This window comes from Marinicellulosiphila megalodicopiae (assembly GCF_045862395.1).
Taxonomy (GTDB): domain Bacteria; phylum Pseudomonadota; class Gammaproteobacteria; order Pseudomonadales; family Natronospirillaceae; genus Marinicellulosiphila; species Marinicellulosiphila megalodicopiae.
Map to the genome: position 1 here is coordinate 2229221 of NZ_AP023087.1, position 12162 is coordinate 2241382.

At 37.1% G+C, this 12162-nt stretch carries 8 protein-coding genes; 5 read left to right on the top strand and 3 right to left on the bottom strand.

From position 1 onward, the window contains the following. Positions 1-152: 152 nt before the first annotated feature. Positions 153-1241 (bottom strand): response regulator, encoded by a 1089-nt coding sequence (locus TYM08_RS09360; protein WP_422382709.1) that lies wholly within the window; start codon positions 1239-1241, stop codon positions 153-155. Positions 1242-1243: 2 nt separating this feature from the next. Further along, complete coding sequence (locus TYM08_RS09365; protein ID WP_422382710.1) at positions 1244-4780, bottom strand: ATP-binding protein; 3537 nt, start codon at positions 4778-4780, stop codon at positions 1244-1246. A gap of 33 nt (positions 4781-4813) precedes the next feature. Here TYM08_RS09365 and TYM08_RS09370 point away from each other — a divergent pair, with 33 nt between their 5' ends. Further along, positions 4814-6361 carry a GGDEF domain-containing protein gene (locus tag TYM08_RS09370; RefSeq protein ID WP_422382711.1) on the top strand — a complete coding sequence of 516 codons (1548 nt, stop codon included), beginning with the start codon at positions 4814-4816 and terminating at the stop codon, positions 6359-6361. Here the strand turns inward: TYM08_RS09370 and hexR are convergent. Further along, positions 6358-7200 carry a transcriptional regulator HexR gene (gene hexR / locus TYM08_RS09375; RefSeq protein WP_422382712.1) on the bottom strand — a complete coding sequence of 281 codons (843 nt, stop codon included), beginning with the start codon at positions 7198-7200 and terminating at the stop codon, positions 6358-6360. The two genes, TYM08_RS09370 and hexR, sit on opposite strands and share 4 nt — an antisense overlap. Positions 7201-7393: 193 nt before the next feature. Between hexR and zwf the strand changes: the two genes are divergently transcribed. The 4 genes from zwf to TYM08_RS09395 all read left to right on the top strand — a co-directional run bounded on the left by zwf (position 7394) and on the right by TYM08_RS09395 (position 12143). Beyond that, positions 7394-8866: a glucose-6-phosphate dehydrogenase gene (zwf, locus tag TYM08_RS09380; protein ID WP_422382713.1), complete on the top strand. Its 1473-nt coding sequence runs from the start codon at positions 7394-7396 to the stop codon at positions 8864-8866. 9 nt (positions 8867-8875) lie between these two features. After that, entirely contained in the window at positions 8876-9577 is a 702-nt protein-coding gene (pgl, locus tag TYM08_RS09385) for a 6-phosphogluconolactonase (RefSeq protein WP_422382714.1), read from the top strand. Between the two features lie 14 nt (positions 9578-9591). After that, positions 9592-11442: a phosphogluconate dehydratase gene (gene edd, locus TYM08_RS09390; RefSeq protein ID WP_422382715.1), complete on the top strand. Its 1851-nt coding sequence runs from the start codon at positions 9592-9594 to the stop codon at positions 11440-11442. Positions 11443-11507: 65 nt separating this feature from the next. Beyond that, the gene (locus TYM08_RS09395; RefSeq protein WP_422382716.1) at positions 11508-12143 is read left to right on the top strand and encodes a bifunctional 4-hydroxy-2-oxoglutarate aldolase/2-dehydro-3-deoxy-phosphogluconate aldolase; all 636 of its coding nucleotides are present in this window, start codon (positions 11508-11510) and stop codon (positions 12141-12143) included. Positions 12144-12162: the final 19 nt, after the last annotated feature.

Below are 12162 nucleotides of genomic sequence, written 5' to 3' on the forward strand. Positions count from 1 at the left end.
GTTGAAAATTGATTTGATTTGGGGTTTAAAAACTGCATAAAAACGGGGGTGTTTGTGGCTTATTAATCAAAGGAACACTTCAATCGTTAAGCCATAGCGTCAAGGGACTTTTAGTTATAATGTTAATTTTTGTAATTAACAGGGCAGTGTGTTTAATCACGATATTCGTCATAAATTTCTAAAAAGACGTGTTTGATCTGGCAATACGCTTCGACAATATCGGGGTCAAAATGCGTGCCTTTACCATCTAAAATCAGCTGGTCAGTGGTTTCAAAATCAAAAGCAGGTTTGTAAACGCGCTCACTGATCAGTGCATCAAACACATCCGCTAGTGCCATCAAACGTGCGGGGATGGGAATGTCATCGCCAACAAGTGCTTGAGGGTAACCAGAACCATCCCATTTTTCATGATGTCCATAGGCAATATCACAGGCCACTTCTAAAAATAGTTCTTTATGGCTTGATTGATCCATGGCTCTTTGTAAAGCTTGGTAACCAAAGGAGGGGTGTTGCTTCATTACTTCAAATTCAGCTTCGGTTAATCTTCCCGGTTTTAATAAAATGTCATCGGGAATGCCAACTTTTCCTATGTCATGTAATGGTGCGGTTTTGAATAACAAACCGATCATTTCTTCAGTTAAAAAGTTTCTGAATTTTGGGTGGTCTTTCAATTGTATCGCTAAAGCTTTCACATAATACTGGGTTCTAAAAATATGATTGCCTGTTTCGGGGTCTCGTGATTCTGCTAATGCGCCCATGGCAATCATTGCCACATCTTCTAATGTTTCTTTATGTAACTTTTGTTCTTGCAATGATCCATGTAAAGAGTAATTTTCACTTTTTAATAATGCTTTTGTCTGCTGCAAATTCATATGAGTTTTAACCCTTGCAAGCAATATTGGTGGGCTTACTGGTTTGAATATATAATCAACCGCACCGCATTCAAAGCCTTTTTCTTCATCGGAAATAGACGTTTTTGCTGTTATGAAAATAATTGGGATGTCTGCAGTTTGAGGGTTGGATTTTAATTTGGAGCAAACTTCATAGCCGTCCATATGAGGCATCATAATATCCAATAATATTAAATCGGGCAAAGGATAGATTTTGGCAATATTTAAAGCATCAACGCCGTTTGTTGCAATTTTGGTTTTGTAATCGTTTTTTAATAATGCCGTTAAAATTTTGATGTTTTCTGGGGTGTCATCAACAATCAATACCGTGGCTTGTTTTTTTATTGGCATAGTTATTCTGCTTCTTTGTTTAATATGGTCGCAGCTCTGGCGAAGTTAAAATGGTTGATCGCATCGTCAAGCTGATCAAAATCATGTTTTTCTAACATTTGTTTAAATGTATTTTTGTATTCATTAAAATAATCAATAATTTCCCCATCAGCATTGTCAATATAACGATGTAGGCCGTTAAATATTTCATCTTGGCTGGCAAACACATTAGATGAATAAGATTCATGCTTTTTGGGTAATGTTTGCATAAATAAATTGATTTCACTAATGGATTCGGTGAAGCATTGCTCAAAGCCACTCAAACTTTCTGGTTTAGGGGAATGCTTTCTTAACTCTTCTTCCAGTTTATTTAATGCTTCTTGAAGTTTTGAGTTGCCTAAATTGCCAGCAACTCCTTTGAGGCGATGACAGTATTTACAGGCAGGCTCGTAATCTTTTGCTTGGATAAGCATATCAAGCACTAATTTAGCATCGCTGTAGTGACTATGGAATTCTTTTATTAAGTCAATATAAAGTTGCTTTTCACCTGCAACGCGTTTTAACCCAGATGTATAATCAAACGTTGTAAGTAAAGCTAAGTCGTCCATTTTACTGAGTTTAACTAATTTTTGCTCATTTAATTGTTGCATTAAATACGATTGAAGTAATCTGTGAAGGGCAGTTGGATCCAGGGGTTTAACGAGTGTGTCAGTAAACTTAACCTGCTGGTATTTGGCTGTATTGCGAATATCTAGCCCAGTCAGTGCAATAATAGGTGTGTTTGTGAATTGAGTGTCTTGGCGTAATTCATGGCAGGTTTGATAGCCATCCATACCCTGCATTTCGATATCCATTAATATAACGTCTGGGTAAATATTGTTTGCCATTGTAATGGCTTCACGACCATTGTCAGCTACAAATACATCTAATCCGAATGATTTTAATAATTCAGTGACAACTTGTTGGTTAATTAAATCATCTTCAACGACCAATACCTTGCCTTTGATATAAAGCGATTGATTGTAAAATTCATCAGATTGAATAGTTTGATCGGACCATGTTGGATCCGTAAGATTAAATCGCAAAAATGGTTTGTTGTTGATGATTAAGCGGTTAGGGTATTTTTCAAATAACGGATGTGTGAAGTTTTTTAAACTTGTAAATTGCTTTATATAGGAAAGCCCCATGATCGTAGCAGATGTTTTTTGTAAGGCGTCAACTATCAATTTCCTATCTTCTAAGCTCTCACTAAAGCATTGCCAATCAAAAATGATGTAATCGAAATGCGTATCACTTAAGTATTCTCGAGCTTGATTGATGTTATTGGAATGAATTAATAAATCTTGTTTACAAAGATTGGTTTCAATGTTTTTAAATAATATCGAATCATTGGTCAGTAAAAAATAAGTGCCTGATTGAGTGCTGGGGATATTATCAATTGCAGGTAGCGCGACATCAAAGAAAAATTCACTGCCTTTACCTTCCAAGCTGTCAATTTGAATTTTTGAATCCATTAAATGAATGATTTCTTGGGAAATACTTAAGCCTAATCCGGTACCGCCAAATCGACGAGTTATTGAATTGTCAGCTTGTTTGAATGGTGTGAAAATTGAATCGATTTGTTTTTTTGTCAATCCAGGTCCGGTGTCGATCACACTGAATCGTAAATTAACCTTGTGTTTGTCTTTTTTAGACTTTTTAAGCTCGGTAATTCGAATGACCACTTGGCCAGATTGAGTGAATTTAATGGAATTATTACTTAAATTAATCAATACCTGTTGTAAGCGTTGGCTGTCCATTATTAATGTACGAGGTACATTTTCGCCAATTTCAAATAAAAACGGTAATTTTTTCTCTTCAGCGTACAAGCCAACTGTTGAGCCTACATTGTCAAGAAGTTGGCCTAGGTCGCTTTTGATTGGAGAGATATCAAATTTACTGGATTCAATTTTTGAAAAATCCATTAAATCATTGATGATGCCCAATAATGAATTGGATGATCTGAAAATACTATCTAGGTAACTTTGTACTTTAAGATCGGTATTACTTTGTTGTGCAAGATAACTCATTCCAATGATGCCATTTAATGGAGTTCGTATTTCATGGCTGATCATTGCAACAAAATTTCGTTTGTTGTCATCTTGAATGGTGATGGATTCAAGTGAGTCCACTAATTTGGAGTTTTTGTTATTTAATTGGAACATCATAGCAGTGAACGTTTGAGCCAATTGACCAAGTTCATCTTTTGAGCGAATGCTTACTGTTATGTCTTGTTTCCCCTCTCCATATTCTTTAGCGGCACGTTGTAATTGTTTTAATGGAATAAGCATTCGATTATTAATGGCCATCCAAAAAACAACAAAAATACATAATGCTATTAAAAGATAAATACATGCGATCATGATTGATTCACGCTCAATGCTTTTTGTGATGGCGGTATTTTGCAATGTAAAAACGTCGGGCAGTAGTTGGAATACTTTGGTATTTGTATCATATAAAATCCGATGTAATTGAGTTAACTCGGTTTTTTTTGCTTCTGCTTTTGCTGCAAATTCGGTGATTTGATCAAGGGTACTAATGTATTTATTTAGAGTATTAACAAGTAGCTCTTTATTTGAATCGTTTAATTTTGATTGTTCAATGTGTAGAAATATCTCATTATAATTCTTTGTAAATTGTGTTACTTGAGATTCTTCGAAGTACAGAAGGTGGTGTTCATTTAGTAGCTCATTTTCATAAACTCTTAATAAATAAATATCTTCAACAAGGGATTGTACATGGTGGCTTTCCAAAAAAGTGTGGAAAGCTTGTACGTTTTCGATGAGTCCTTTTAAGCCATTTTTCGTTTTTAAATATTGATCTATGTTCTTATTTAAATCGGTATTCAGTTTTTTGACCTTAATATCTAAGTCTTTGGAATAATGGGTGTTTGAGTTGATTAAAGAAGTCAGTCTTTCGGTCATTTCAGGTAAGGATTGATGATCTGGCATAAAGCGTCCAGAGCGCTGAGTGTTGATTAATTCATCATTAATGCAAGTTAAAATATACATTAATTCAAGGGACTGAAAATCGTGTGCTAAATAACCTAAATCGAAACCTTGTTTTTTAATTTGGATAAACAGGCTGTCTTTGTTGTTAGTATTTAACGTTGCAACTTCATCAAGGTAAGGTTTGTATGCATTACTAAATGCAATGCTTTGATCATAAAAAGTATCTATAACATGGGCGTGGACACTGTGTTCAAAGTAGACTTTTAAATCTAAAACCTTTTGTTGAAGCTTGCTTATGGATTGAGGTAACAACGAAAGATCAACTAATATGGGTTGTTTAAAAGAAGATAAAATTTGAAGTTCATTTTGAATTTCATGGGCGACGGCATAAGCGTCAAGTTGATGTTGTTTATTTGCTTCAAGACGGGTCTGTGAATGACTCACACTTGATAAATGTATGTACGCATTAACGATGCTGATTAATGCAAAAAAGGAAATGATGATAAAGATACGGGCTTTAATTGAGGTCATTGAAAACATGGAAAGTGTTAAACCAAATAGATTGGCCAAAAACCTTACCTTAAGCTTTACTTTGTGTAAAGCATGCGTATCAAATCGAGGTTATTCGTGGATCAATATAAGCAAAAGTACTTAGATCAATTGGAACAAACTGATCATTTAGATGCTCAATTTGAAGTATTAAGAAAGGCATTGGTTCATGTTAGTTTGATAGCAGATGGCCAAGATGCAAAGCTGGATGATTATCTTGGACAATTACGAAAACATCTAAGATCCAATCAGCATGAAGTTGAGCTTGTTGAGCAACAGGTGATAATGGCTGAAAAACGCATGTCTGAGCTGGATCATGATAAAGACAGTTTGTCTGAGCATATTGGGAAGTTATTACACGAAGACTTGGATGCATTGTTAAATGTTGCTTTGAATGAAGCCCATGTCACTAGCTTAAAAGAGTTAAAAGTACAAATGCCAGATAAATTTCATTATTTAATTGAAATGGCGCCTTGGTTAGATCGGTTTTTACAAATTAAACAGCAAATTGATATTGGAAGTACGTTTGAGTCTACGGCTGATCAATCGTCTGAATCATTTGCATGGGATGAATTATTTGAACATTTATTTCATGTGTTGGATGTCATGGAGGTGGATGAAAAAAATCAAAAAGTAACCGCAGATATAAGAGAAGAGCTCATCAGCGGATGTGATCGTCCGGTAGTTATGCGTCATGTGGCTAATATTTGTGACGTAATATTAACTTCGCACCATGCCTTAGAAGAAGACTTTGAATTATATTTGCAATCTTTGGATGCTCAGTTATCAAAATTGCATTCGCAAATTCAAAGTAGTCAAAATATGCACGAAGATTCCTTTGAAGCTCATGATGTGTTTTATAATAATTTGCATAAAAAAATGAAAGAAATAAACCATGATGTTCAAGGTAGTGAAGATCCTAAACAATTAAAGGCGATCATTCAGCAAAAAATGCAAAACCTGCAAACTCAAATTATGCAATTTTCAGACTCATATAAAGTTGATCAAAATAATCAAGGTGAACATTATCAATTACTTGTGAGTCAAATGACGAAATTGGAAGGGGATAATCAAAAAATGCGGGAACAGTTGCAGATTCATATTCAAAAATCTCAAAGTGACCCATTAACCAAACTACCCAATCGAGGGAAATTTGACGAAGTGTATCTGCAAGAATTTAAACGTTATGAGCGTTATCAAACGGACTGTTGCATAGCGGTATTGGATATCGATTTATTTAAAAAGATAAATGATTCTTATGGGCATTTAGTTGGAGATAAAGTGTTAGTCTTAATCGCAAATCAGATTAAACAAAATATTAGAGAAAGTGATTTTGTTGCTCGATATGGCGGAGAAGAATTTGTGATTATTTTGCCGCATACTGAACTGGAGCCAGCAATCAAAGCCATGAAAGCACTTTGTAATAAAATAGCAAACACTCCTTTTAATTTTAAGTCCAAGCCTGTAAATATCACTGTTAGTATTGGGGTGTGTGCCTTCAGTCAATCAATCGATCAAACCCAAGCGTTTAATCAAGCGGATCAAGCTATGTATCAAGCTAAAGCATCAGGACGTAATCAGGTTTGTAAATGGTCCAGTTAATATCGGGTTTGGCTTAGGGATTCTTTGATTTTAGCCAATTGCTGTTGAAGCTTTTTACCTTTTTTTCTGATAACCCCAGTTGCTAACACGTCTAATATTGTTAAATGTACAAGCCTAGACGTCATTGGGGTAAAAATATCTGTATTTTCAATGGCGTTAGTATGAATCACAATGTCTGTGAATTTCGCTAATGGAGAATCTTTTTGGGTGAGCGATATAATCGTCGCGCCAGCTTGTTTGGCAATTTCTGCGCATTCCACTACAGAAATTGTACGTCCAGTATTTGAAATAAACACAATCACATCGCCTTTTGATGAACTAGCCGCCGCCATGCGTTGCATTAGAATATCCGTTTGTTCTGATACTGGAGTACCTAATCTAAAAAATTTATGCACCGCATCTTTTGCAACTGGTCCTGATCCACCCAATCCATAAAAATCTATTCTATTGGCGCTGTGCATCGCTTCAATCGCTTTGTCCATTTGCGTGATATCAATTTCCAATGAAGCTTGGGCAATAGCTTGACTGCTTGCATTGAATATTTTTTGAGTGAAAGTTGTTAAGTCATCTTCCGGTTTTACAATGTCACTGATAAATGCACTTCCTGTTGCAATAGATTGGGCTAATTGTAATTTAAAATCTGGAAATCCAGAGCACCCTACAGAGCGGCAAAATCGGTTGACTGTAGGTTCGCTCACATTTGCATGTTTTGCTAATGAAGCAATGCTTAAGCGAATAGCTTCTTCAGGAGCGAACAATATAGCTTCACCTACTTTTTTCTCTGATTTACTTAATTCATTTAATTGTTTTTCTAATTTATTAATCAAATTATTGTGCATTTTATAATCAATTTTAATGTGTTGAACAAACAGAATACCTAATTTACCCATGTGTTTGTAATAAAACTACAGATTTTATTAACTTTCAGTACGAATAATGTGGTATTTTGTATTAAAATTACAGGCTGATTTTCTTGGGTTTTATTAAAAAAACAAGATTTTGCAGTTAAAATTCCCCTCTTTAGGAGTTTATATGTCAACCAAAGATGCACTTATTCCATGTAACTTTGTGATTTTTGGCGGTAATGGCGATCTAGCGATCCGTAAATTATTACCTGCTATTTATCGATTAATTGAAGATGGTCACATGGCCGATGACACGATTGTTATCGGTGCTTCACGCTCAGATCTTGGTCAAGAAAAATACCAAGCAAATGTATTAGCAGGCCTTAAAAAATTCATCCCAGATTTTAAAGAAGAAATTTGGCAGAATTTAAAACCACGCCTAAATTACACAGCAGTCGATGCTTCAAATCCAAAAAGTTTTGATAACCTAAAGAAAGCGTTGGGTAAAAACTTTGCTAAACAAACTACGACTTATTACCTATCTACTGCTCCTGATCTTTTTGGGACAACATCTGAAGGTCTAAAAGCTAAAGGTTTAATCAAAGATTGTACTCGTGTGGTACTTGAAAAACCTATTGGAAAATCATTAGAAACTTCTTACATCATAAACGACTCCGTAGCTGGTTTATTTCCTGAGAAAAATATTTACCGAATTGATCATTATTTGGGTAAAGAAACCGTTCAAAATTTAATGAGTTTACGATTTGCAAATAGTTTATTTGAACCGATGTGGACCAATGCTCATATTGATAACGTTCAAATTACTATTTCGGAAGCGGTAGGCGCTGAAGGGCGTTGGAGTTATTACGATGAATCCGGTGCGCTTCGAGATATGGTGCAAAATCATATGTTACAGCTCTTATGCTTAGTAGCAATGGAAGTGCCTATTTCGTTGGATGCGGATTCAATTCGAGCTGAAAAATTAAAGGTTTTAAAATCTTTAAAAATTATGACTCCTGATGAAGTTGAGAAAAATGCGATCCGTGCCCAATATACGAAAGGGTCGATCAATGGCGAAAAAGTAGTGGGTTATCGTGAAGAAGAAGGCGGAAACGCCGAGTCTGAAACGGAGACCTTTGTTGCAATTCGCGCTGATATTCATAACTGGCGTTGGAGAGGTGTGCCATTTTACATCAGAACCGGTAAGCGACTACCAGAGCGTTACAGTGAAATTGTCATCGAATTTAAAAAGATACCTCACTCAATTTTCCCTGGAAATAATTTGCACGGTAATAAATTAGTGATCCGTCTTCAACCTGAAGAGTCCATTCAATTGATGATGATGAATAAAGTACCTGGCTTAGATGCAGGGGCGCCAGTTCATCCTGTTACTTTAAATTTGTCACTTCCTGATAAATACGCAAATGTCCGGGTTCCTGAAGCCTATGAGCGTTTGATTTATGATGTGATTGCAGGTAATTCAACGTTATATGTTCATCGAGAAGAGGTTGAGGCTGCCTGGGTTTGGGCTGATGCGATTTTAGATGGGTGGAAAGCTTCCTCTCGTGTGCCGCATTCTTATGCAGCTGGTAGTTGGGGGCCTCAATCTGCATTTGAACTTGTGGCACGTTATGGTCGCAGCTGGCACGAAAGTGATTAAGAGGGTTATATGAGCTTACTAGAAAATAAATTCGCTTCAAAAGCAGAATTAGAAACGCAATTAGCAAAAAGTATCATTGCTCAATTATCTAAAGATATTGAGCAATCAGGTAAAGCCGTAATTGCAGTTTCAGGTGGTAGTACACCTAAAGCATTGTTTGAAGAATTATCAAACACTGACATCGATTGGTCAAAAGTAGTCGTGACATTGATTGATGAACGTTGGGTTGATAACCAACATGCTGACTCTAATGAAAAATTAGTTCGTGAAAATTTGCTAAAAAACAAAGCAGCTAACGCCACGTTTTTAGCACTAAAAACCGATGATGCAACGCCAGAACAAGGTATGGCGACATTAGAGCCCATCTTAAATGAAGTTATTTCGGCTAACATCAGTGTGTCTATTTTAGGTATGGGTGGTGATTCTCATACGGCATCGTTCTTCCCGGGTGCTACGACGTTATTTAAAGCAATAGATTTAGATAACAAAGCGGCATGTCAAAACGTGACTCCTTTAACCGCGCCACATGAACGTATGACATTAACCCGCACAAGAATATTGGCGAGTAATTTATTAGCGGTTCACATTACAGGTGACGATAAATTAGAAGTATTTGAAAGCGCGAAACAATCTGCAGATTTCAACGTAACTCCAATTTCTTCTATCCTTTCTCAAACTCAAAAAGATGTTCAGTTATTCTGGGCGCCTTAAATTAGGACACTTAAATGAAGCCAATTAATCCAGAATTACAGCGCATCACCGATCGAATCATTGAACGTAGTGCGCCTTCAAGAAAACTGTATTTAGATAATATGCAAAAAGCGATCGAGCGTACGCCAGATCGTAACTTTTTATCTTGTGGCAACTTGGCACATGGGTTTGCTGCGTGTAATGCCTCTGATAAAAACACAATCAAAATGATGAATTCAGCAAACGTAGCTATTGTGACGTCTTACAACGATATGTTGTCTGCTCACCATCCATATGCTGAATACCCACAACAAATTAAGCAAACGTTAAACTCAATTGGTTGTACAGGCCAAGTAGCTGGCGGCGTGCCTGCTATGTGTGATGGTGTAACTCAAGGTCAGCCGGGTATGGAATTGTCTTTGTTCTCACGCGATCAAATTGCAATGAGTACGGCGATTTCGTTATCTCACAATATGTTTGATGGCGTTATGTACTTAGGTATTTGTGACAAAATCGTACCGGGCTTAGTGATCGGCGCACTTCGTTTTGGTTATTTGCCGTCCATCTTTGTACCTGCTGGTCCAATGATGTCTGGTTTGCCAAACAAAGAAAAAGTACGTATCCGTCAAGAATACGCTCAAGGCTTAATTGGTCGTGAAGAGCTATTAAATTGCGAATCTGAATCTTATCATTCAGAAGGTACTTGTACGTTCTACGGCACAGCAAATACCAACCAAATGTTAATGGAGTTCATGGGACTTCAATTATCGGGTTCTTCGTTTGTGAATCCAGGTACGGATTTACGTCATGCTTTAACCGATGAAGCGGCCAAACAAGTGGTTCGTAATTCATCTCAAAACGGTAATTTCAAACCATTGTTTGAAATTCTAAATGAAAAAGCATTCGTAAATGGCATGGTCGGTTTGATGGTTTCAGGTGGTTCTACCAACCTAACGATCCATTTAATCGCTATGGCTCGTGCTGCAGGTATCATCATCGATTGGCATGATCTTGCTGAGATCTCTAAAGCCGTTCCATTATTGGCTAAAGTGTATCCAAACGGTCAAGCAGATGTGAACCAATTCCACGCTGCGGGCGGCTTAAGCTACCTAATGGGTGAATTATTAGAACACGGTTTATTGCATAACGATGTGAAGACCATTACAAGTGACACATTAAAAGAATACTTAAAAGAGCCGTTCTTAGAAGGTGATCAACTTGTATGGAAGGACGGCATCACTAAAGCATTAGACGATACCGTATTAAGTACGGTTGATGCACCGTTTAGCCCTGAAGGCGGCTTACAAGCCCTTAAAGGTAATTTAGGAACAGGTGTAATTAAGATTTCAGCTGTTGCTAAAGAGCACCAAATCATTGAAGCACCTGCCGTTATTTTTGAAACGCAACAATCGTTAGTTGATGCGTTCAAAGCGGGCGAGTTAAATAAAGATTTTATCGCGGTTATGCGTTTTCAAGGCCCTAAAGCCAACGGAATGCCTGAACTTCACCAAATGACACCACCTATGGGTGTGCTACAAGACAAAGGCTTCAAGGTTGCGTTAGTAACTGACGGTCGTATGTCTGGTGCGTCAGGTAAAGTGCCTGCTGGTATCCATATGTCTCCAGAAGCATCTGAGGGCGGACCATTAGGTAAAATTCAAGACGGCGATATGATTCGTTTTGATGCGACAACAGGCGACTTAAACGTATTAATGGACGAAGCTGAATTTGCTGCTCGTCCATGTAAAGCATACGTACCTGGTGATTATCATCAAGGTGTGGGTCGTGAAATGTTCTCCGGCATGCGCGATCAAGTTTCTGAAGCGCAACTAGGTGCATCGATTTTCAAATTTGAAATCGACGAATTAGAAGCTAAAAACAAATAAACCATCCCTAATTAATTCGACTTAAATGAAAGCATTTAAGTCGAAACAAAACATTGAGAAAAATTATGAGCTACATCCCAAATATCGAAGTAATGAAAGCGGCTTACCCAGTAATGCCTGTATTAGCAATTGAAAACGTTGAAGATGCGATTCCTTTGGCTAAAGCATTAGTTGCTGGTGGCATTAAAGTATTAGAAGTGACTTTACGTACTGAAGCGGCAATGGAAGTGATTAAAGCCATGAAAACCGTTGAAGGCGCAATTGTCGGTGCAGGTACTGTATCTACGACTCAACAGTTAGATGAGCTTCAAGCAATTGGTTGTGATTTTGCAATTAGCCCAGGCGCAACGGATGCTTTATTAAAGCACGGTAAAAAAATCGACATGCCTTATTTACCTGCTGTTTCAACGGTTTCTGAAGTAATGAAAGCAGCGGAATACGGTTACAACGAATTTAAACTTTTCCCAGCTTCAATTGTGGGTGGTGCAGGTTTATTAAAAGCGATTTCAGGTCCTTTTCCTGCTTTTCGTTTTTGCCCAACTGGCGGAATCTCATCTGCCGATTACACTGATTACTTGGCATTAAATAATGTTGAATGTGTAGGTGGTTCTTGGATCGTACCTGCAGATGCTTTAAAAGCAAAAGATTGGGCTAAAATTGAGCAATTAGCTCGCGAAGCTGTTGCAAAAGCAAAAGCTTAATATTTAGAAATTAAAGAAA

What these genes read in the sequence shown, in the direction of transcription:
- TYM08_RS09360 (WP_422382709.1), bottom strand. Translation starts at nt 1,241, where the DNA reads ATGCCAATAAAAAAACAAGCCACGGTATTGATTGTTGATGACACCCCA.
- TYM08_RS09370 (WP_422382711.1), top strand. Translation starts at nt 4,814, where the DNA reads ATGCGTATCAAATCGAGGTTATTCGTGGATCAATATAAGCAAAAGTAC.
- hexR (WP_422382712.1), bottom strand. Translation starts at nt 7,200, where the DNA reads ATGCACAATAATTTGATTAATAAATTAGAAAAACAATTAAATGAATTA.
- zwf (WP_422382713.1), top strand. Translation starts at nt 7,394, where the DNA reads ATGTCAACCAAAGATGCACTTATTCCATGTAACTTTGTGATTTTTGGC.
- pgl (WP_422382714.1), top strand. Translation starts at nt 8,876, where the DNA reads ATGAGCTTACTAGAAAATAAATTCGCTTCAAAAGCAGAATTAGAAACG.
- edd (WP_422382715.1), top strand. Translation starts at nt 9,592, where the DNA reads ATGAAGCCAATTAATCCAGAATTACAGCGCATCACCGATCGAATCATT.
- TYM08_RS09395 (WP_422382716.1), top strand. Translation starts at nt 11,508, where the DNA reads ATGAGCTACATCCCAAATATCGAAGTAATGAAAGCGGCTTACCCAGTA.